20 protein-coding genes are annotated in these 19,962 nt (G+C 56.3%); 6 read left to right on the top strand and 14 right to left on the bottom strand.

All coding sequences use genetic code 11. The features are described from left to right. The first annotated feature begins 160 nt into the window (after positions 1-160). The 3 genes from PYR66_10150 to PYR66_10140 are packed head-to-tail and all read left to right on the top strand — an operon-like array spanning position 161 to position 2,962. Positions 161-1,219, top strand: a complete 1,059-nt coding sequence (locus PYR66_10150) for an ABC transporter substrate-binding protein (protein ID WEF30021.1) — start codon at positions 161-163, stop codon at positions 1,217-1,219. Beyond that, positions 1,209-2,216, top strand: coding sequence for an iron ABC transporter permease (locus PYR66_10145; protein ID WEF30020.1), 1,008 nt, complete (start codon positions 1,209-1,211; stop codon positions 2,214-2,216). Before PYR66_10150 ends, PYR66_10145 begins: the two co-directional genes overlap by 11 nt. Next, the gene (locus PYR66_10140) at positions 2,213-2,962 is read left to right on the top strand and encodes an ABC transporter ATP-binding protein (GenBank protein WEF30019.1); all 750 of its coding nucleotides are present in this window, start codon (positions 2,213-2,215) and stop codon (positions 2,960-2,962) included. The genes PYR66_10145 and PYR66_10140 overlap by 4 nt, the downstream gene beginning before the upstream one ends. Here the strand turns inward: PYR66_10140 and PYR66_10135 are convergent. The 4 genes from PYR66_10135 to PYR66_10120 form a co-directional block, all read right to left on the bottom strand. Continuing rightward, complete coding sequence (locus PYR66_10135; GenBank protein WEF30018.1) at positions 2,946-3,689, bottom strand: substrate-binding domain-containing protein; 744 nt, start codon at positions 3,687-3,689, stop codon at positions 2,946-2,948. The genes PYR66_10140 and PYR66_10135 overlap by 17 nt on opposite strands. Before the next feature lie 55 nt (positions 3,690-3,744). Then, a complete protein-coding gene (locus PYR66_10130) occupies positions 3,745-4,581 on the bottom strand; it encodes a shikimate dehydrogenase (GenBank protein WEF30017.1) in 837 nt (278 codons plus the stop codon). Positions 4,582-4,593: 12 nt separating this feature from the next. Further along, positions 4,594-5,916, bottom strand: a complete 1,323-nt coding sequence (locus PYR66_10125) for an MFS transporter (GenBank protein ID WEF30016.1) — start codon at positions 5,914-5,916, stop codon at positions 4,594-4,596. A 76-nt stretch (positions 5,917-5,992) separates the two neighbouring features. Next, positions 5,993-7,843: a TIM barrel protein gene (locus PYR66_10120; GenBank protein ID WEF30015.1), complete on the bottom strand. Its 1,851-nt coding sequence runs from the start codon at positions 7,841-7,843 to the stop codon at positions 5,993-5,995. Positions 7,844-7,969: 126 nt separating this feature from the next. Here PYR66_10120 and PYR66_10115 point away from each other — a divergent pair, with 126 nt between their 5' ends. Next, positions 7,970-8,608 carry a TetR/AcrR family transcriptional regulator gene (locus PYR66_10115; GenBank protein WEF30014.1) on the top strand — a complete coding sequence of 213 codons (639 nt, stop codon included), beginning with the start codon at positions 7,970-7,972 and terminating at the stop codon, positions 8,606-8,608. A gap of 26 nt (positions 8,609-8,634) precedes the next feature. On the opposite strand, the gene fumD is transcribed toward PYR66_10115, so the two are convergent. Both fumD and PYR66_10105 read right to left on the bottom strand, forming a co-directional pair. After that, positions 8,635-8,847, bottom strand: a complete 213-nt coding sequence (fumD, locus tag PYR66_10110; GenBank protein ID WEF30013.1) for a fumarate hydratase FumD — start codon at positions 8,845-8,847, stop codon at positions 8,635-8,637. A 234-nt stretch (positions 8,848-9,081) separates the two neighbouring features. Continuing rightward, entirely contained in the window at positions 9,082-9,213 is a 132-nt protein-coding gene (locus PYR66_10105; GenBank protein ID WEF30409.1) for a hypothetical protein, read from the bottom strand. A 137-nt stretch (positions 9,214-9,350) separates the two neighbouring features. Here PYR66_10105 and pykF point away from each other — a divergent pair, with 137 nt between their 5' ends. Beyond that, the gene (pykF, locus tag PYR66_10100) at positions 9,351-10,763 is read left to right on the top strand and encodes a pyruvate kinase PykF (GenBank protein ID WEF30012.1); all 1,413 of its coding nucleotides are present in this window, start codon (positions 9,351-9,353) and stop codon (positions 10,761-10,763) included. Between the two features lie 312 nt (positions 10,764-11,075). Continuing rightward, positions 11,076-11,312, top strand: coding sequence for a major outer membrane lipoprotein (locus PYR66_10095; GenBank protein WEF30011.1), 237 nt, complete (start codon positions 11,076-11,078; stop codon positions 11,310-11,312). Between the two features lie 61 nt (positions 11,313-11,373). Here the strand turns inward: PYR66_10095 and PYR66_10090 are convergent, their stop codons facing one another. The 8 genes from PYR66_10090 to PYR66_10055 form a co-directional block, all read right to left on the bottom strand. Continuing rightward, positions 11,374-12,360, bottom strand: coding sequence for a L,D-transpeptidase family protein (locus tag PYR66_10090; protein ID WEF30010.1), 987 nt, complete (start codon positions 12,358-12,360; stop codon positions 11,374-11,376). Between the two features lie 100 nt (positions 12,361-12,460). Further along, the gene (sufE, locus tag PYR66_10085) at positions 12,461-12,877 is read right to left on the bottom strand and encodes a cysteine desulfuration protein SufE (GenBank protein WEF30009.1); all 417 of its coding nucleotides are present in this window, start codon (positions 12,875-12,877) and stop codon (positions 12,461-12,463) included. Between the two features lie 11 nt (positions 12,878-12,888). Then, complete coding sequence (gene sufS / locus PYR66_10080) at positions 12,889-14,109, bottom strand: cysteine desulfurase SufS (protein WEF30008.1); 1,221 nt, start codon at positions 14,107-14,109, stop codon at positions 12,889-12,891. Further along, positions 14,106-15,380 carry a Fe-S cluster assembly protein SufD gene (gene sufD, locus PYR66_10075; protein ID WEF30007.1) on the bottom strand — a complete coding sequence of 425 codons (1,275 nt, stop codon included), beginning with the start codon at positions 15,378-15,380 and terminating at the stop codon, positions 14,106-14,108. The genes sufS and sufD overlap by 4 nt, the downstream gene beginning before the upstream one ends. Next, positions 15,355-16,101, bottom strand: coding sequence for a Fe-S cluster assembly ATPase SufC (sufC, locus tag PYR66_10070; protein ID WEF30006.1), 747 nt, complete (start codon positions 16,099-16,101; stop codon positions 15,355-15,357). The genes sufD and sufC overlap by 26 nt, the downstream gene beginning before the upstream one ends. A 16-nt stretch (positions 16,102-16,117) precedes the next feature. Beyond that, positions 16,118-17,605, bottom strand: a complete 1,488-nt coding sequence (gene sufB / locus PYR66_10065) for a Fe-S cluster assembly protein SufB (GenBank protein ID WEF30005.1) — start codon at positions 17,603-17,605, stop codon at positions 16,118-16,120. 2 nt (positions 17,606-17,607) lie between these two features. Beyond that, the gene (sufA, locus tag PYR66_10060) at positions 17,608-17,985 is read right to left on the bottom strand and encodes a Fe-S cluster assembly scaffold SufA (protein ID WEF30004.1); all 378 of its coding nucleotides are present in this window, start codon (positions 17,983-17,985) and stop codon (positions 17,608-17,610) included. A 507-nt stretch (positions 17,986-18,492) separates the two neighbouring features. Further along, entirely contained in the window at positions 18,493-19,296 is an 804-nt protein-coding gene (locus tag PYR66_10055; GenBank protein WEF30003.1) for an MBL fold metallo-hydrolase, read from the bottom strand. Between the last annotated feature and the right edge of the window lie 666 nt (positions 19,297-19,962).

Here is a 19,962-nt window from a genome sequence, read left to right as displayed (position 1 = left end):
TTTAACCTATGCCATCATGCGCCGATCCGCAAGGCATGAGGCAAATTCCCCGGCAGCAGAAAACTTGATCTTAGGAGGTAGATGCGACGTTATTATTTGCGCCCGGCTTCGCTATATAATTTAATACACAACGATTCTTCTTAGCCAACCGGGCCAACCCATGTCAAAACACCCTTTATTCCTGGGCCTGACGCTGCTCAGCGCCAGCCTGTTCGCTAGTCAAGCCTTCGCCGATCGTACCGTCACCGACCAACTAGGCCGCCAGGTCACGCTGCCGGATCACGTCACCCGCGCCGTCGTGCTGCAACACCAGACGCTCAACCTGCTGGTACAGCTGGATGCCGGCAGCGATATTGTCGGTGTGTTAAGCAGTTGGAAAAAGCAGCTAGGGCCGCAGTTCGTCCGCTTTATGCCCAATATTGAACAACTGGCGACGCCGGGCGATTTAACCCAGGTCAATATCGAAAGCCTGCTGGCACTGCATCCGCAGGTGGTCTTCGTCGCTAACTACGCGCCGCAGGCGATGATCCAACAGATTCAGACCGCCGGGATCCCGGTGGTCGCCATTTCCCTGCGTCAGGATGCGGCGGGCGAAAAAAATAAAATGAACCCGACGATGGCCGACGAAGAACAGGCCTATAACGACGGGCTGAAACAGGGCATCCGCCTGATTGGCGAAGTGGTTGAGCGCCAAAGCCAGGCCGAAGCGCTGATTCATTACACCTTCACGGCACGCGCGCAAGCCAATGCTCCGGTCGCCGATATCCCCGAAAATCAACGGGTGCGCGTCTATATGGCCAACCCGGACCTCAACACCTACGGTTCCGGCAAATACACCGGGTTGATGATGAAGCATGCCGGGGCGCTGAACGTGGCCGCCGCCACGGTCAAGGGCGCGCGTCAGGTTTCGCTGGAGCAGGTACTGCAGTGGAACCCTGAGGTTATCTTCGTGCAGGACCGCTACCCGCAGGTGGTCAAACAGATTGAGCGCGACCCGCAGTGGCAGGCGATTGATGCGGTGAAAAACCACCGCGTATGGCTGATGCCGGAATACGCCAAGGCCTGGGGCTACCCAATGCCGGAAGCGCTGGCAATCGGCGAACTGTGGATGGCGAAAAAGCTCTACCCTTCGCGCTACCAGAATGTTGATGTGGATGCCAAAGCGCAAGACTACTATCAGCGCTTCTACCGCGTGAAGTGGACGCCCGATGCGCAGTAATGCTTACTGGACGTTGCTCCACGGCGGACTGGCGGCGGCGACGCTGTTTATCGCCGTCGCTTCGTTATGTCTGGGGCAGTACCCTCTCAGCCTGGGCGACGTTTTTCACCAGTTGACGTCATGGGCGTCCGGCGACGGCGTCGCCGGGCAGATTGTCTGGTCGGTCAGGCTCCCCCGGGTGGTAATGGCGTTACTGGCTGGCGGCGCGCTGGGGCTGTGCGGCGCGACCTTACAGGGCGTGTTCCAGAATCCGCTGGTCGACCCACATATCATCGGCGTGACCTCAGGCTCCGCCTTCGGCGGTACGCTGGCGATCCTGCTGGGATTCGACACCGTACTGATGATGGGTTCCACCTTCTTCTTCGGCCTCGCCGCACTGGCGCTGGTCTATCTGATCGCCACGCTGCAGGGACGTGAAAGCACGTTGGTGCTGATCCTCTCCGGCATTATCCTCAGCGGCTTTTTTGCCGCACTGGTGAGCCTGATGCAGTACCTCGCCGACACCGAAGAAACACTGCCGAATATCGTCTTCTGGCTGCTCGGCAGCTTCGCCACCGCCAACTGGCACAAAGTGCTGATCATGGCGCTGCCGGTAGCCGCAGCCGCCGCGGTTCTGTTAGCGCTGCGCTGGCGTATTAATCTGTTGGCGCTGGAAGACAAAGACGCGCGTGGGCTGGGGATTTCGCTCGGCGCATTGCGTCGCGGTGTGTTGGTCTGCTGCGCGGTGCTGGTTGCCGCGCAGGTCGCGGTGAGCGGCAGTATCGCCTGGGTTGGGCTGGTGATCCCGCATCTGGCGCGGCTGCTGGTCGGCGCCGATCATCGCCGCCTGCTGCCGACGGCCTTCTGGCTCGGCGGCGCGTTTATGGTGGTGGTGGACGATCTGGCGCGCACCTTAACCCAGGCGGAAATTCCGATCGGCATCATCACCGCCCTGCTCGGCGCGCCGCTGTTTACCTTTTTGTTGATGCAGTCCCGCCGTAGAGGAGTGGTCCAATGAATATGTCTTTATCACTGGAAGCCTTGCGCTACGGTCACCGCCAGCCGCTATTCGCCCCACTGACCATACAGTGCCAACCCGGCGAGATCTGGGCGGTGCTGGGCGCTAACGGCCGCGGTAAAAGTACGTTGCTGGATACCCTGACTGGTGTACTACCGCCGCTGGGTGGACAGGTTAACGTCGAAGGCGGCATTGCCATTGTGCCGCAGTCGTTCCGCCCGGCGTTCAGTTGGCTGGTACGCGATGTGGTACTGATGGGCCGCGCCCGCCATGTCGATCTGTTCGCCCAGCCGGGGCCCGAAGATGAACGGCAGGTTCAGCAGGCGCTGGCGCAGTTGGGGATCGCCGTGCTGGCGAATCAGGTGTTCCGCGCCCTTTCCGGTGGCCAGCAGCAGCTGGCGCTGATTGCTCGCGCGCTGGTCGGCGCCAGCCAGAATATCCTGCTGGACGAACCCTGTTCGGCGCTGGACCTGGCTAATCAGCAGGTCGTGCTTCAGTTGATTAGCAATCTTGCTCATCAGCAGGCACGCACCGTGGTGTTCACCACCCATGACCCGACCCACGCTTTGCAAATAGCCAGTCACACGCTGCTGCTATTGCCGGACGGCGAATGGCTGGCGGGCGAGTCGGCTTCAATACTCAGCGAAGCGCACCTGCAGCGCGCCTACGGCCTGCCGGTGCATAAAATCGACCATCCCGGCTGTGCAGTGCCGCTACTGGCGCCGCAGTTTACGATCCATCGCTAACCGGTAAAAAGCCTGCGGCGCGCAAATACGCCTGCCCTTCCTCGCCGACGATAAAACGGCACAATTGTCGCGCGGCATCGCTCTCCTCCATCCGCGCTAACTGATACTCGCAGCGAACATTCCACGGCGCGGGGATCGCTAACGTACGCCGCGTCGCACTTGCCGCCATCTGCGCCGCATAGTGGGCATAGCCGATAAACAGGTCGGCAAGGTTTTCGTCGATCAGCCACGCGCCCGCGGTCACGCCTGTTGGCACGCTCAGCGACTCGCGACCGCCAACGAGTTGTTGCGCCCTGCCCATCAACGCGTGACCCACGCCCGGATAACCTTCTTCAAGGCGGGCAAATAGCTGCCAGGTATAATCGCCCGAGGGATCGCAGCCCGGCGTCGAGGTCGCCAGCCGCAGCTGGGGATTAGTGAGTAGCGTCAGCCAGTCGGCGCGATTGGTTGCAGGCGAGCAACGCGCGGTCAGCATCAGTTGATTGGCGGCAAACGAGCAGCAGGTTTTCGCCAGCCCGGTTTGTAATAACGCCTGAGGGTGTTCGGTATTGGCCGAGGCAAACAGCGAGCAGCGCTCGCCGCGTTCAATGCGCTCGCGCAGCAGACCGGCCGGGCCGAACTGCGCCTCGACCTGAATGCCGTAGTATTGCTGAAAACGCGCCAGCAGCGGGAGAAAAGCACTTTTCAGGCTTCCCGCCGCCAGCAGCGTCAATGAAGGAGTCATCATAGCCATCGCTATAAAAATGAAAACATAGCGCTAGGGTAACGCCATTCATGCCAATTCAGTAGCACATTTCCGCCCGTTCTCGCAGCTGTTCCGGCGTGGCCACCGGGAGCTGGAAGAATTCGAGATAGGCGGGGATCATCTCAAACAACATGTCGGTGCCGCGTTGCATCGGGCAACCCCGCGCCTGCGCCGCCCGCAGTAGCGGAGTATATTCCACGCTCATGACCACTTCGCCGACCCAGGTGCGCGGCGACAGGCGCGATACATCCAGCGGCAGCGGGTCATCCGCTTTCATGCCCAGCGGCGTGGCGTTGACCACCAGATCGTGTTCGGCGGGATCGCGCCGCATCAGGACGAGCTCCAGCCGCGGATAATGCTGATGCAGACGCTCCGCCAGCGCCTGTGCGGCTGACGAAGAGGTATCATATAGGGTTAAGGCGCTAATCCCAGCCGCCGCCAGCGACGCGGCGATGGCCGAGCCAACGCCGCCACAACCGACAACCAACGCCCGCGCGCCCTGCGGCTGAAACCCTTTGCGTTTGATCCCCAGTACAAAACCTTCGCCGTCGAACATATCGCCGCGTAGGCTGCCGTCGGCCTCGCGGCGAATCGCGTTGCAAGCGCCCGCAATCGCCGCCGTCGGGCTGAGCCGATCAACCAGCCCGCAGGTGGCGATTTTATGCGGCATGGTGACCAGTGCGCCAACGATGTTGGTCAGTGAAAATAGCGCTGGCACCAGCGTCGCATAGTCTTCCGCCCTGACGCCCATCGGCACCACTTTAACATCCACCTGCCGATGAGCCAGCCACGGGTTATAAATCATCGGCGCTTTAAAACTGGCGGTCGGATAGCCGAGATGCGCTATCAGCCGCGTATTACCACTAATCACCATGCCCTGCTCCTGTTACTGCGAAAGTTCGATGCGTTTGACATCGCCAAGGATAAACAGATACGCCACGACGCCCAGCAGCGCCGCCCCACCGATATAAACCAGCGCATAGAAGAAGCTGCCGGAAGCGGCGACGATAAAACCGATAATCAGCGGCGTGAGGATCCCCGCCAGGTTGGCGCAGAAATTAAATAAGCCGCCGGTTAAGCCGCCGAGCCCCTGCGGGGCGATGTCGGAGATCAACGTCCAGCCAAGACCCACCATCCCCTGACCAAAGAAGGCGAAGGACATCACCAGAATGACCGCCAGATCGCTGGACAGCCAGTTGGCGGAAATGATGCTGCTGGCCATCAACAGGCCGACGACGATCGGCAACTTACGCCCCAGATTGGCCGAACCGGTCGCTTTCAGCAGCTTGTCGGAAACCCAGCCGCCGAACATCACCCCGCCTGCCGCCGCGAGAAACGGCAGAATGGCAAAGAAACCCACCTTCAACCACGCCATGTGCCGCTCGGTGGCCAGGTAGGTCGGAAACCAGGTCAGGAAGAAGACCAGCACGGTATTACCCGCGAACTGGCCCACGCTGGCGCCGATGATCTGCCGTTTCGCCAACAACTGGCGCACCAGCGGCCAGCTAAATTCGGTGTGCTGGTCGCTGCGGGTGGCAATACCGCCGCCGCTGAGAATATGTTCGCGTTCGCTCTGGCTCAGGCGGTTATCTTCATGCGGTTCGCGATAGCAGCGCCACCACACCATGGCGAACAGCATGCCGACAACCCCAACGCTGATAAACAGCGCGCGCCAGCCAAAGCTGCCCATGATCCAGAACAGCAGCGGCGAGAAGCAGGCCAGCCCGAGATATTCGCCAACGGTATATACCGCAGTGGCCTTGGCGCGTTCCTGCTGCGGAAACCAGGCGCTGACCACCCGGCTGTTCACCGGGAAACAGGGCGCTTCGCTCACACCGAGCCCGAAGCGGCACAGCAGCAGCGTCTTCAGCCCCACCGCCATACCGTGAAATAAGGTAAATAGCGACCACATCGCTAATGACAGGAAATAGGTCACTTTATTGCCGAAGCGGTCGAGGAACATCCCGCCGGGGATTTGCGCCAGCGCGTAGGTCCAGGCAAACGCCGAAAAGACAATGCCCATTACCGCGGCATCAATGCCGAGCTCGGCGGTCAGTTGCGGTGCGGCGATCCCAAGTACCGTGCGGTCGAGATAGTTAATCATCGTGCCGACGGCCAGCAGCGCCAGGATCCCGATACGCCGCCGGGAGCGAAGCGCAGTGGTCGCGGTATCCGCCGCCGTCGCTTGGTTATGGCTATAAGAGTTCATAGTCGTTTCCTGTCTTGAATGCAGATGAATGTTGTTATTGTGTTTGCGATGTTGATTGATGAACCATTTGTTACGTTTAACGGTACTGCATGGCCGAAAGACGAACGGCGGCATTCACCGCGCCGTACTGGGTGTAGCCGTCGCGGCGTTCGGTCAATTCAAAGAAGAAGCGCCCAGTCGAAAACGGACGGGTATAAAGATGCAGGAATTCGCCGCCGCAGGCGTCGCGATCATAGAGGATTTGCAGGCGTTTAAGCGTCTCTACCTGCGGCTGGCCGCCAAAGCGCGCCAGCAAATCCTCATAATAGTTGGCCGGGATCGGCAACGCGTTCAGCGAAACCTGCGGCAGGCTATCGAGCGTCGCGGGCAGATCGCGGCAGGCGAAGGCGGCATGCTGCAGCCCGGCGCCCTGATAACAGGCGACGGAACGCGCGATCTGCGTGGCGCGGCTCTGCGAAATATTCAGCGCCAGGCGGATATCGCCCTGCGGGCTATGCACCGCCAGGCTGCGCACCAGCCCGTAGGGATCCGGTAACGTCTGTTCATGTTCGAGACTGAAACCGAAAACGGTGCGGAAAAAGACAATCCAGTTGTCACGGCTATCGGCCTCCATGCCCAAGGCCAGATGGTCGATGCCGTGGTAATCGTCGCGCGTCGCCGCTGGCTGCAGATGAAAATCGCGGGCGTAGATATCATCACCGGTTTCAATCAAGTAAATAAGGCTGCCGTCCGGCGCGCAAATCGCCGGGATCGAACTTTCGTTAGGACCAGCATCGCCCTGCCAGGTGGCATAGCCGTAGGCGCGGGCGCGTTCCACCAGCGGCGCGCTACGGCTGACCCGCAACGCCATCGCGCACAGCGAGACGCCGTGGCGCTGGTGAAAATGATCCGCCCAGCTGTGCGGCTGCGCGTTAACAATCACCCGTGCGCCGCCGTTGCGCCACAGCGAAACCTGTTTCGAACGGTGTTTGCCCTGCAATTGAAAGCCCAGCTGCGACAGGCGTTGGCCAAGCGCCGTAGACTCCGCCGGACTGGCGGCGAACTCGATAAACTCCAGTCCAACATACTGCGGTAACGCCGACGGTGAGAACAGCGCGGCATCGCTATCCGGGAGATGCCGGCGGGTCTGCTCTTCCAGCCACTGCAGCGAACGGTAGCCATCTTTTGCCGTCGCGCCGTTAGGCGAGGCGCGAAAGCTGTCGTTAAAAATTTCCAGTGACCACGGGCCACGGTAGCCACAACGCGTCAGCTCGCTGGTGAACGCCACCAACGGCAGCTGCCCCTGTCCCGGGAAACAGCGGAAATGGCGGCTCCACTCCAGCACATCCATCTTCATCAACGGCGCGTCGGCTAGTTGCAGGAAAGTGATTTTCTCTACCGGCACACTATCAAGGCCGGTTAAGTCATCGCCAAGCGACAGGATATGGAAGCTGTCGAGCACAATCCCCAGCGCCGGGCTATCGACCCGTTTAACCCGCTCCCAGGCCTGGCGCCAACGGTTAACGTGCGTTCCCCACGCCAGCGCTTCATAGCCAATCACCATCCCCTCTTGCTCGGCGAGGTCGGCCAGCGCGCGCAAATCGGCGACTTGCAATTCGATATCGGCGGAACAGTCCGGCTGGACATTGCTACACAGCAGCAGGGTATCGCACCCCAGCTCGCGCATCAGAGCGAATTTCCGCTTCGCCCGCTGCAAATTGGCGGCAAACTGTGCGCGACTGGCGCCTTCGAAATCGCGAAATGGTTGAAAAAGCGTGATTTTCAGCCCCAATTCGGCGGCGAGGTTGCGGATATCGCCTGGCGTGCCCGTATAATAGAGCAGATCGTTTTCAAAAATTTCAACGCCCTGATAACCCGCAGCGGCAATCGCATGCAGCTTTTCAGGTAAGGTACCGGAAATCGAAACGGTGGCAATGGAGCGCAGCATGAGGTCCTCGGGTCATCAGTAGACATGAGCACTGACTATGTATCATTTGGTTCATGTGCGCCAGATTTGGTTGCTAAATTGTGATCATTATGTGTATTTTTTGTCTCCACAGAAAAAGGAGTTGTTATGTCCCTCGTTGCTCATGATGAAGCACAATCTCTGAAAGCGCGGATCTTCAGCGCCGCCATCAGCGTCTTCGCCGAATACGGTCTTCCCGGCGCGCGCATGGAGCAGATAGCGACTGAGGCGCAAACCACCAAACGCATGGTGGTCTACTACTTCAAGAGCAAAGAGCAGCTGTACCAGGCGGTACTTCAACATGTGTATGCGCAGATCCGCGACACGGAACAACAACTGGGGCTGGAGCACCTGCCGCCGGTCGAGGCGCTGGCGCAGCTGGTGAAATGGAGCGTGCGTTATCACGCCACTCATGCCGACTATATGCGGGTTATCTGCATGGAGAATATGCAGCGCGGCAAGTGGCTGAAAAGCTCCGGGGAATTGAAACCGTTGAATCGCACCGCGCTGTCGATTATCGAGGATATTCTACAGCGCGGCCAGCAACAGGGTATTTTCCAGGCCGGGCTGGAAGCGCGCGATGTGCATCGCCTGATCAGCAGCTTCAGCTTCTATCAGGTGTCAAACTTTTACACCTTCAGTAGCCTGTATCTCGACGACCCGTTACCGGAAATTGACGACGACGCGATGGTCTCCCATCACTGCGACATTGCGGTAAAAGCGGTGATTCGCTTTGTGATCTCTTAAGCCGCGCTGATGTCAGGACGCGCGATTCAGTGTCCTGATAACGCGTGAACCACCCTCTCCATCGCTTCGCGTGTCAGTGCGGCGCGTTCAATTTTCGGGTTTGCCAGCGCGGTACGTACGACGCCGGCAATCACGATATGTTTCGGCTCCTGGCCAAGATCGCGCATTTCCAATACGACCTTACCCACTACGCGGCACATTTCCTGATACAGCTCATCGTCTTTCGCTTTATTTCCCATAAATAAGACTCTTAAATTATCATTATCAATCAATTCATTATTGATATGATTTTATAATAAAGCAAACTGTGTCAGCTTTTTCTTTCAGTGGCGTATTTTGTTTACTTTAATACGGCATTAAATCGCTAAATACGCCGCTTTATTTGATCGGCTGCTGCAAAAGTGTGTTGCTAGTTAGCGAGTAAATAGTTTGAATTTTGTTACATTCATCACATCAGGAATGAAACGCCGTTTTCATTTTCTTTTTTCGTTTTGGCAGCGTATAATGCGCCTCGATTCTTTCTTGAATGGTTTCAGCGCATTGGACTGCACAAAAAAAAGCATAAAACATTGCCATTTTTCATGGGCTGAACCGCCAGCACACATTCTTCTGCACGCTCTTTTGTTGTCACCTATCCTTAGAGCGTGGCATTGCAACTTTCGTAACACAGGTTTGCCTTCGCGGCAGCGCGCCCGCGGAGCGAGATTTCCATATCCTTCACAACTTAAAGACTAAGACTGTCATGAAAAAGACCAAAATTGTTTGCACCATCGGTCCGAAAACCGAATCCGAAGAGATGTTGACCAAAATGCTGGACGCAGGTATGAACGTCATGCGTCTGAACTTCTCTCACGGCGATTATGCGGAACACGGTCAGCGCATCCAGAACCTGCGCAATGTGATGAGCAAAACCGGTAAGAAAGCCGCAATCCTGCTGGATACCAAAGGGCCGGAAATCCGCACTATCAAGCTCGAAGGCGGCAACGACGTTTCCCTGAAAGCGGGCCAGACCTTTACCTTCACCACTGACAAATCCGTCGTCGGCAACAATGACATCGTTGCGGTGACCTACGAAGGCTTCACCACTGACCTTAGCGTCGGCAACACCGTACTGGTCGACGATGGTCTGATCGGTATGGAAGTCACCGCTATCGAAGGCAACAAGGTTATCTGTAAAGTGCTGAACAACGGCGACCTCGGCGAAAACAAAGGCGTTAACCTGCCGGGCGTTTCCATCGCGCTGCCAGCGCTGGCTGACAAAGACAAGCAAGACCTGATCTTCGGTTGCGAGCAAGGCGTTGACTTCGTTGCTGCGTCCTTTATCCGTAAACGTTCTGACGTTGTTGAAATCCGCGAGCACCTGAAGGCGCACGGCGGCGAAAACATCCAGATCATCTCCAAAATCGAAAACCAGGAAGGCCTGAACAACTTCGACGAAATCCTTGAAGCCTCTGACGGCATCATGGTTGCGCGCGGCGATATGGGCGTTGAAATCCCGGTTGAAGAAGTTATTTTCGCGCAGAAAATGATCATCGAAAAATGTATCCGCGCACGTAAAGTCGTTATCACGGCGACCCAGATGCTGGATTCCATGATCAAGAACCCGCGTCCGACCCGCGCAGAAGCCGGCGACGTGGCGAACGCCATCCTCGACGGTACCGATGCCGTGATGTTGTCCGGCGAATCCGCTAAAGGTAAATACCCGCTGGAAGCGGTCACCATCATGGCGACCATTTGCGAACGTACCGACCGCGTGATGACCAGCCGTCTGGACTTCAACAACGACAATCGCAAACTGCGCATCACTGAAGCAGTCTGCCGCGGCGCCGTTGAAACCGCTGAAAAACTGGAAGCGCCGCTGATCGTCGTTGCCACTCAGGGCGGTAAATCCGCTCGCGCCGTACGTAAATACTTCCCGGATGCCACTATCCTGGCGCTGACCACCAACGAAACCACCGCGCGCCAGTTAGTGCTGAGCAAAGGCGTTGTACCGCAGTTGGTGAAAGAGATCGCCTCTACCGACGATTTCTACCACCTGGGTAAAGAACTGGCCCTGCAGAGCGGCCTGGCGCGTAAAGGCGACGTAGTGGTGATGGTTTCCGGCGCGCTGGTTCCAAGCGGCACCACCAACACGGCCTCCGTGCACGTGCTGTAATAATTTACAGGTTATTTTCTCTTTTTTTAAAGCGCTCCTCTGGGGCGCTTTTTTTTATTCATTTCCCTAGCTGTTCTTAATAAAAATGCAAATCGGATTTTACTATTTAATAAGAGATTATCTAAGATGAATCCGATGGAAGCCTCCTGTTTTCACAGCGCTTTTTAAACTAGATCTACGAATTCGATGCTTCTTTGAGCGAACGATCAAAAATAAGTGCATTCGGGTAAAAAAAATATTCTCATCCCAAAAAAGTTTGTGTAATACTTGTAACGCTACATGGAGATTAACTCAATCTAGAGGGTATTAATAATGAATCGTACTAAACTGGTACTGGGCGCGGTAATCCTGGGTTCTACTCTGCTGGCTGGTTGCTCCAGCAATGCTAAAATCGATCAGCTGTCTTCTGACGTTCAGACTCTGAACGCTAAAGTTGACCAGCTGAGCAACGACGTGAACGCAATGCGTTCTGACGTTCAGGCTGCTAAAGACGACGCAGCTCGCGCTAACCAGCGTCTGGACAACCAGGCTCACTCTTACCGTAAGTAAGAGTTCTGGTAATAAAAATGGCGCACATTGTGCGCCATTTTTTTTGTCCTCCGTTTGAGGACTACTGTGTCAGTTGGTTAGTGTTCGGCTGACTGTTCTGCGCCGATAACTCCGTTGTCGCGCTGCCCGCCCCCTCGGAAACCACCACCGGATAACCCGCCCTTCTCGACATCGCTTTTTTCAGTTGCAGGTCATCAACCGCTTTATCGTCGGAAAAGGCGTGAAACGCCGCAGGAAGCGTGTAGGAAAGTGTCCTGGTGTTTTCACCTTCTGTCTGTGAAAGCGGCCTGTGGACCTCTACATAGCGTTTACCATCGGGTTCAATGGCGAACTTCACCGGCTGATTGATAATCCGTACCGGCGTGCCGGCGCGCACCTGGCTGAACAACGCTTTGATGTCATCGGCGTTCATCCGCATACAGCCGGAACTCACCCGCAGGCCGACGCTATCAGGAGCGTTGGTGCCATGGATCAGGTATTCGCCGTTGCCATAGGCCAAACGCAGCGCATAACGCCCCAGCGGGTTATTCGGCCCGGCAGGGATCACCGGCGGCAACTTAATGCCCTTCTCCAGCGAACGCGCGCGGATCCCCGCAGTCGGCGTCCAGGTCGGGTTAGGAATTTTTTGCCCGACGCGAGTCGTCATTTCCGGTGTCTCCAGCCCTAACTGTCCAATGCCGAGCGGATAGACCTGCACCTGGTTTTGCCCCGGCGGGAAATAGTACAGCCGTAGTTCAGCCAGGTTCACCACGATGCCTTCGCGCGGCACATCCGGCAACAGCATCTGCGAGGGAATTAACACCCGGGTGCCCGGCTTCGGCTGTACCGGCGCAATCGTATCGTTGGCCTCAAGGATAAGCATCGCCGCCGTGTCGAAATGCCGGGCGATAGCCTGCAGGTTGCGATCCCCTTCCTGTACCGTCCAGTATTGGTTTTGGCCAATCAAACGGCTGTTGGCAGGGGGTAGCGGATAATCGACAGCCCAGGCGCCGTGCTGCGCGCTGAGGGCTGCGAGAAGGGTCATCGTAATGAGAGACGCGCGCTTCATACTGAGATTCCTTCTTTCGCTGATAAAACGCCAGGATCTGCGCGGCGACGCAAGCTTTTGCTTTCGTCGCACGTAACAGAATGAAATCTACCTGTTTATTTTAGCTAAGATTTGCGGCTTTCGCGCGAATTGCACGAATCATCGCTTCGAGTCCTTGCGAACGGGAGGGAGTAAGATGCTGGGTTAACGCCATTTTTTCAAACCACGGGCGCACGTCGAACTCGGTAATGTCCTGCGCGGTCATTCGGTCATAAAGAATGAACACCACCGCAATCAGCCCTTTGACGATCGCCGCGTCGCTATCGCCGCGCAGGACGATAACGCCGGATGCCTCCTGCTCCATCACAATCCACACCTGGCTTTGGCAGCCCTGAATAATATGCTGTGCGATGTGCTCTTCCGGGCTGAGCGGCGCCAGCCGCTGGCCAAGCTCGATAATATAAAGGTATTTCTCTTCCCAGTTGGCGCAACGGGTGAAGTTGCGCAACAGTTTGTCTTTGTCCGGTAATGCCGCCATAGCCGCGTCCTTTAACCTAGTAATTTGTGGATCCGCTGCAGCCCCGCCACCAGCCGGTCCACTTCTTCCGTCGTATTGTACATCGCCAACGACGCCCGGCACATCGCCGGTACCTGAAAGAACGCCATCAGCGGCATCGCGCAGTGGTGACCGGTACGCACCGCAATGCCGTAGTTATCGAGGAAACTGCCGACATCGTAGGCGTGGTGCTTGCCGAGATTAAACGCGATAACCCCCCGCCGCTGTTCCGGCCCATAGAGCGTCAGATCCGGAACCTGCTTCAGCGCCTGCAGGGCATAGTGCATCAGCGTCTGTTCATATTCGCTGATGTGCGTAAGCCCAAGCTGGCTGACATAGTCCAGCGCCGCGCCAAGGCCGATAATCCCACCGGTATTCGGCGTGCCGGCTTCAAAACGCCATGGCGCCTTCGCCCAGGTGGTGCCTTCCGTCAGGCTGACGGTGGCGATCATCGACCCACCACCTTCCCATGGCGGCATCTCCTGCAATAACGCTTCTTTGGCGTACAGCACGCCGATGCCGGTCGGCCCATACAGTTTATGCGCGGAGAAAACGTAAAAATCGCAATCCAGCGCCTGCACATCCACCGGGTGGTGCATCACCGCCTGCGCGCCATCCACCAGCACCTTCGCACCGTGTTGATGGGCCAGCGGGATCAGCGCGGAAAGCGGGTTCTCCGTCCCCAGCACATTCGACACCTGGGTTATCGCCAGCAGCCGGGTACGATGGTCAAACAGACCGGGGATCACATCCAGTTGCAGCGTACCGTCATGGTTAAGCGGGATCACCCGCAGCTCAGCGCCAACGCGGGCGCACAGCATCTGCCACGGTACGATATTGGCGTGATGCTCCATTTCGCTGACGATAATATTATCGCCAGCGCGTACATTGGCGCTGCCCCAACTGTTGGCCACCAGGTTGATCCCCTCGGTGGTGCCGCGCACGAATACCATCTCTTCCGGCGAACGCGCGTTAAGGAAGGCGGCCGCCTGCTGGCGTACCTGCTCCATCCGCGCCGTCGCTTCGGCGCTAAGCGTATGAATACCGCGATGGACAGCGGCATAACCGTGGCGATAGAACTCGGCTTCGGCGTTAATCACCGCTTCCGGTTTCTGCGCACTGGCGGCGCTATCAAGATAGACCAGCGGCTGACCGTTGACTTCACGGCTCAGCACCGGGAAATCGGCGCGAACCCGTTCCACTGAAAATGTCATGCTTCCCCTCCCGGCAAACGCTGGCCAATACGCGCCAGCACCTGCTGTCTGAGTCCTTCATCGCTGATGGCTTCAGTGAGCTCGGCGGCAAAGGCGTACAGAATCATTTGCTGCGCCGCCTGCTGGTCGATACCGCGCGAGCGCAGATAGAACAGCTGCTCGTCGTCAATGCGCCCAACGGTGGCGCCGTGGCTACATTTTACGTCATCGGCGTAAATCTCCAGCTGCGGCTTGGTATCGACCTCCGCCAGCCGCCCCAACAGCAGATTGTTGTTGGTCATCTGACCGTCGGTTTTCAACGCATGCGGGGCGACGTTAATCAGGCCATTAAACACCGCCCGGCCTTTATCGCTGACGATGGTTTTGTGCAACTGGCGACTGTTGCAGTAACCAACGTGATGATCGAGCCAGGTACGGCTGTCGCAGACTTCATTTTTCACCGGCATCGCCAGTGAGTTAATGCGCAGATTGCTGTTTTCACCGTTCAGACTCGTGCTGGTGTGATGTCGCAACACCGCGCCACCAAGCAAGAAGCTACTGCTGAAGGCCGAAGCATCCCGGCCAAGCAGCAGATCGTTATGCGCGAAGTGGTAGCTTTGCGCATTTTCGAACGCCAGCTTGATGTGTTGCAAATGCGCGTTGTCAGCGACCGTCATGGTCAGCCGTCCGCCGGTGAAGTGGCGCCGCTCGTCAAGGCTAATATAGTGCTCAATGATGGTCGCTTGCGCCCCGCTCTCCAGCGCCAGGTGATGGCGATAATGAGCAGTGTTCAACTCATCGCCTGCCAGACCGCTGGTAATATGCATCAGCAGCAGCGGTTTGTCCGGACGTTGATTGCGCTTCACGCTGATGCGAGTCACCGTCTGCGCCAGACTTTCCGTGAGATGAAGAAACACTTCCGGCTGCACGGCTTCCGGCAGGTGCTGGCGTTGGTTATCTACGCTGACGTCAAAACCGCTGGCGGCGAGATCGTCGCTTAACGCCGGGCTAAAGCGCCCGTCGATAAAGACCATACGCCAGGCATCGAGGTTGAGCGCTAACGCATCGCGCTGCTCAGCGCTGAGCGCCGCCGCCGGATTCGCGACAAAGGTGCCGTTAAGCAGCGCGTCCAGCGGGGTATATTTCCAGTTTTCCTGTTTGCGCGTCGGCAGGCCCAGACGCAGCAGTTGTTGCAGGTGCTGGCTGGCTTGCGGCGTGCGCTGGTCGCCCTGCGCTTCAAACAGATGATGCCACTGCTGCAGCGCATTACTGCTGTTCGGTAAGCCAGCCATAGCCCTGCTCCTCCAGTTGTTTGACCAGAGTGAAATCGCCCGACTTAACGATCCGCCCCTGATACAGCACATGAACGTAATCCGGTTTGATGTAGTCAAGGATGCGCTGATAGTGGGTGACGATAATAAAGGCGCGTTTGCCATCGCGCAGCGCGTTGACGCCATCCGCAACAATCTTCAGGGCATCAATATCCAGCCCGGAATCCGATTCATCGAGAATGCACAGCTCAGGCTCAAGCACCGCCATCTGCAGAATATCGTTGCGTTTTTTCTCGCCACCAGAGAAACCGACGTTCACCGAACGAGTCAGCAGATCTTCCGGCATCTTCAGCAGCTTGATCTTCTCTTCCATCAAATCCTGGAAGTCGAAACGATCCAACGCCTCCTGGCCGCGATAGCCACGCACCGCATTCAACGCGGTTTGCAGGAAGAACTGGTTACTGACGCCGGGAATTTCCACCGGGTACTGGAAGGCCATAAAAATGCCTTCGCCAGCGCGATCTTCCGGCGCTAACTCCAGCAGATTCTTCCCCTTAAATTCAACGCTGCCGCCGGTGACTTCGTAATCTTCCCGTCCGGCGAGGGTGGCCGAGAGCGTGCTTTTCCCTGAGCCGTTCGGCCCCATAATCGCATGGACTTCTCCCGGACGGATTTCAAGGTTCAGTCCGCGCAGGATCTCTTTGTCTTCAACGGCGACTTGCAAATCTTTAATACTTAACATCTTTTATCCTTAATTATCAGCCGACGCTATGTTCAAGGCTAATAGCCAGCAGTTTTTGCGCTTCGACGGCGAATTCCAGCGGCAGTTCTGAGAACACATCTTTACAGAATCCATTAACAATCATGGAGATCGCGTCATCTTCGCTAATCCCGCGCTGCAGGCAGTAGAACAGCTGATCTTCACCAATTCGCGAGGTGGTAGCTTCGTGTTCCAGCTGGGCGCTATTGTTGCGGCATTCAACATACGGGAAGGTATGCGCCCCGCAGTCCGGACCGATCAGCATCGAGTCGCATTGCGTGTAGTTACGGGCGTTGGTGGCGGTCGGCATGATTTTGACCAGACCACGGTAGCTGTTCTGGCTCTGTCCGGCGGAAATCCCCTTCGAGATAATGGTCGAACGGGTGTTTTTGCCGATATGAATCATTTTAGTGCCGGTATCCGCCTGCTGATGACCGCTGGTCAGCGCCACCGAGAAGAATTCGCCAATCGAGTTATCACCGCGCAGAATACAGCTGGGGTATTTCCAGGTGATGGCCGAGCCGGTTTCCGACTGGGTCCATGACATTTTGCTGTTTTCACCCTCGCACAGCGCGCGTTTGGTGACAAAGTTAAGGATACCGCCGGTGTTATGGTCGCCAGGGAACCAGTTCTGCACGGTGGAATACTTCACTTCGGCATCTTTATGAATGATAACTTCGACTACCGCCGCATGCAGCTGGTAGCTGTCGCGCACCGGCGCCGAGCAGCCTTCGATATAGCTGACGTAGCTGCCTTCATCGGCCACCAGAATAGTGCGTTCAAATTGCCCGGTCTTCTCGGCATTGATACGGAAATAGGTCGAGAGCTCCATCGGACAACGTACGTCTTTCGGCACATAGATAAAGGTGCCGTCAGAAGCGACTGCGGCGTTCAGCGCGGCGAAGAAATTGTCGTTACCCGGCACGACAGTACCGAGGTATTTTTTCACCAGCTCCGGGTGGTCGTGAATCGCTTCACCGAAGGAGCAGAAAATGATCCCCTGTTCCGCCAGTTTTTCGCGATAGGTCGTGGCCACCGATACCGAGTCGAAAATAGCGTCCACCGCCACTTCTTTGCCTTCGCGTACCGGCACGCCGAGCTGGTTAAACGCTTCCTCCACTTCGTTAGTCAGGAAGGTATTCGCTCCGGTTTGCTGCAGCGCGCCGGGTTCCGAGGCGCAGGTGTCATCGCAGTTGCCGCAGGATGGCGCCGAGTAGTAGCTGTAATCCTGATAGTTGAGCTTATCGTAATGCGCTTTCAGCCAATGCGGTTCTTCCATCTCCTGCCAGGCCTTAAAGGCATTGAGACGAAACTCCAGCATCCACTCCGGTTCATTACGACGAGCGGAAATCGCGCGGACCACCTCTTCATTAATACCTTTTGCCAGCTCATCGGTTTGTAGCTGGGTGAAAAAGCCTTCTTTATAGTTGAGCGGGCCGCCGGTCCAGCTTTTGACATCGTCAGTTGCTTCAGTATTACGAGACATAGTTACTCCGCCTGAACCCCAAAACTTTCGCCACAACCGCATTCGTGTTGCGCTTTCGGGTTATGAAATTTGAATATTTCATTTAAGCCTTCGCGAACATAATCCAGTTCGGTGCCGTCAATGAACGGCATCGCCTGTAGCGGCGCAAATAGCTTCGCGCCGTCGCGTTCATACAGCAGGTCATCGTCCGCTGGCTCGGCAATCATCTCCAGTACGTAGCCAAAACCGGCGCAGCCGCTGGTTTTGATCCCCAGGCGCAGCCCCTGTTTGTCCGGCTGTTTTTGCATCAGATCGCGGATATGAGCCGCCGCAGTGGGCGTCATTGTCAGCCCCTGCCAGTTAAAATCGTCGGGATTAAAGGTTCCTGTTTGTAGTTCCATCGCTCTACCTCATCGGTTGCCGCCATCGGGCTATCCCATCATGTTAGTGATAATGATTATCACTTCAACCCCACCAGAGCAGGGGTATTCGGCCATTTCGCCCATTTCTGTGCTTTTCTATAAGCATAGACCCTGACTAAAGGGTTATCAGGAAGCAATTTCTATATTTAATAGATTGATAAATAATAAGTTATTAACAATGAACCGCCAGGCGCAGCGGCAATGGAAAAGATGTATCGAAAATACCGATTTATACAATAGCGGCGATAAAAGGCACTTTTTCGCCAGGATGGTGAAATTTCAGCGGGTTACTCTGGTTGCAGCAGACAGCGGATTGCAGGACGGAGCCGCTAACGCTACTCTCGTAACGGGAGTTAAACGGGGATTCATCATTTTGCAAGGGCGATTTTAATGCGTGCGCTTACCGAAGAAATCAGTCTTGAGATAGTCGAAAATAGTGATTGAGGCGGCTCCGGATTCGGAGCCCCTGACAAAGGCTAAAAGAGATCACCGCGCCTTTCCCAAACAAGCAATATACTTTTCCCCTGAACGACGTACGACCTGGTCGGCATGTTCCATAATTTCCCGCCCCTCAAACGCGCCATAGATTTGACTAAATTTCACCACGCTCAGACGGCGGATAATATCGCTGACCACGGCGGCAGGAAGCGGCAGCATATTTGGGTAACTCCACATAAAGGAAACGGCATTACCGCCGGGAGCGACCTGAACAATATCGCCAGACAATAGCAGCCCATCGCCCTGCGCCCAGTGCAGCACGCTGCCGCCCGCGAAGTGTCCGCCGAGGCGGAGCAGACTAACATCGGCCGTCAGAGGTAAACTGTCGCCATCCCACAGCGTAATCCACGGACTATCACGCATGATCCACTGACGATCGCTTTCATGCAGGTAAATAGGCGCTTTAAATTCAGCCGCCCAATCCTGCATGCTGCTGTAGTAATGCGGATGCGAAATGGCGATGGCCTTAAGTCCGCCCAGCGCGGAGACCAGCGTTTTTGTCGCGTCATCGAGATTGGCAATACAGTCCCACAGGATATTGCCCTCCGGTGTACGCAGAAGAAAAGCGCGCTGATTAATCGCGAAGTTGGGGATGGTGCGGAGGCTGAATAACGCAAGGTTATGCTGCTGCCACTTATTACTATGCGCTGCGGTGAGACGGTCTAAATCAATCCACTGCTGCCCGGTTAGCGGTACAAACTGACGTTCATCTTCACATATCGGACAATGTTGCGGGTGATGTTCGCCAAATTCATAGGACGTGCCACAGGCCTTACAAAGCGTAATTGTCATATTTTCCTCGCTATTCCGGTATCCGGTAATAAGCATGGCACAGCCTGTTTTTGCCATGTGCCGGATTGTGCTGGCGTTGATATCTCATATTTATCACCCGCAGTCACAATCTGGCGGTGCAAGATTAATCCACCCGCGTGGATTAATTCTCTTGCTGACGCATTGCAAGAACTTATTACGAAAGGATGTCATTTTGTGATGGATTCAGTTAATTCTTAAAATCAGGGTTGGTTAACCTCAGGTTTACTCATGTACAATGCCCGCCGTTTTGTTATCGCTATCCGACGTCAGGCCGGATCATTTTTAACGGGAGCAAGTGTCGTACAGAATGGTTGATATCAGTATTATGTCGATGTGCATGGTGGTACTGCTGGTGATGAGCGTGTTACTCGATTGACCGCAACCACCTATCTGCAGCGGTGACCACGGACCCCCGCAGAGACTATGCAAAAACTCACGGCGCTTATCCCTGCCAGCGCCGGGTACCCCCCTACTGATTTTGTCGGCTTATTTTAGCGGCGAATTAAGCATAAAATTCCCCTACTGCCTCTCCAGCCGGAGAACGTAGTCAGGAGGCGCTTTTCAATTCTGCATGACGGTGTTCGCGCCTTATTGAAGAACGCCACCCGGAGTATAATTTGCCAAAATGGATTTGCCCGCAGCTAT

The sequence above is a fragment of the Klebsiella aerogenes genome (assembly GCA_029027985.1).
Lineage (GTDB): Bacteria > Pseudomonadota > Gammaproteobacteria > Enterobacterales > Enterobacteriaceae > Klebsiella > Klebsiella aerogenes_A.
The sequence above is the reverse complement of the archived record's forward strand: the minus strand, read 5'-3'. Positions and strand labels throughout refer to the sequence as shown.

Excerpts from the sequence above, each read along its gene's own strand:
- PYR66_10150 (WEF30021.1), top strand. The coding sequence starts at position 161 with ATGTCAAAACACCCTTTATTCCTGGGCCTGACGCTGCTCAGCGCCAGC.
- PYR66_10145 (WEF30020.1), top strand. The coding sequence starts at position 1,209 with ATGCGCAGTAATGCTTACTGGACGTTGCTCCACGGCGGACTGGCGGCG.
- PYR66_10140 (WEF30019.1), top strand. The coding sequence starts at position 2,213 with ATGAATATGTCTTTATCACTGGAAGCCTTGCGCTACGGTCACCGCCAG.
- PYR66_10135 (WEF30018.1), bottom strand. The coding sequence starts at position 3,689 with ATGATGACTCCTTCATTGACGCTGCTGGCGGCGGGAAGCCTGAAAAGT.
- PYR66_10130 (WEF30017.1), bottom strand. The coding sequence starts at position 4,581 with ATGGTGATTAGTGGTAATACGCGGCTGATAGCGCATCTCGGCTATCCG.
- PYR66_10125 (WEF30016.1), bottom strand. The coding sequence starts at position 5,916 with ATGAACTCTTATAGCCATAACCAAGCGACGGCGGCGGATACCGCGACC.
- PYR66_10120 (WEF30015.1), bottom strand. The coding sequence starts at position 7,843 with ATGCTGCGCTCCATTGCCACCGTTTCGATTTCCGGTACCTTACCTGAA.
- PYR66_10115 (WEF30014.1), top strand. The coding sequence starts at position 7,970 with ATGTCCCTCGTTGCTCATGATGAAGCACAATCTCTGAAAGCGCGGATC.
- fumD (WEF30013.1), bottom strand. The coding sequence starts at position 8,847 with ATGGGAAATAAAGCGAAAGACGATGAGCTGTATCAGGAAATGTGCCGC.
- PYR66_10105 (WEF30409.1), bottom strand. The coding sequence starts at position 9,213 with ATGTGTGCTGGCGGTTCAGCCCATGAAAAATGGCAATGTTTTATGCTT.
- pykF (WEF30012.1), top strand. The coding sequence starts at position 9,351 with ATGAAAAAGACCAAAATTGTTTGCACCATCGGTCCGAAAACCGAATCC.
- PYR66_10095 (WEF30011.1), top strand. The coding sequence starts at position 11,076 with ATGAATCGTACTAAACTGGTACTGGGCGCGGTAATCCTGGGTTCTACT.
- PYR66_10090 (WEF30010.1), bottom strand. The coding sequence starts at position 12,360 with ATGAAGCGCGCGTCTCTCATTACGATGACCCTTCTCGCAGCCCTCAGC.
- sufE (WEF30009.1), bottom strand. The coding sequence starts at position 12,877 with ATGGCGGCATTACCGGACAAAGACAAACTGTTGCGCAACTTCACCCGT.
- sufS (WEF30008.1), bottom strand. The coding sequence starts at position 14,109 with ATGACATTTTCAGTGGAACGGGTTCGCGCCGATTTCCCGGTGCTGAGC.
- sufD (WEF30007.1), bottom strand. The coding sequence starts at position 15,380 with ATGGCTGGCTTACCGAACAGCAGTAATGCGCTGCAGCAGTGGCATCAT.
- sufC (WEF30006.1), bottom strand. The coding sequence starts at position 16,101 with ATGTTAAGTATTAAAGATTTGCAAGTCGCCGTTGAAGACAAAGAGATC.
- sufB (WEF30005.1), bottom strand. The coding sequence starts at position 17,605 with ATGTCTCGTAATACTGAAGCAACTGACGATGTCAAAAGCTGGACCGGC.
- sufA (WEF30004.1), bottom strand. The coding sequence starts at position 17,985 with ATGGAACTACAAACAGGAACCTTTAATCCCGACGATTTTAACTGGCAG.
- PYR66_10055 (WEF30003.1), bottom strand. The coding sequence starts at position 19,296 with ATGACAATTACGCTTTGTAAGGCCTGTGGCACGTCCTATGAATTTGGC.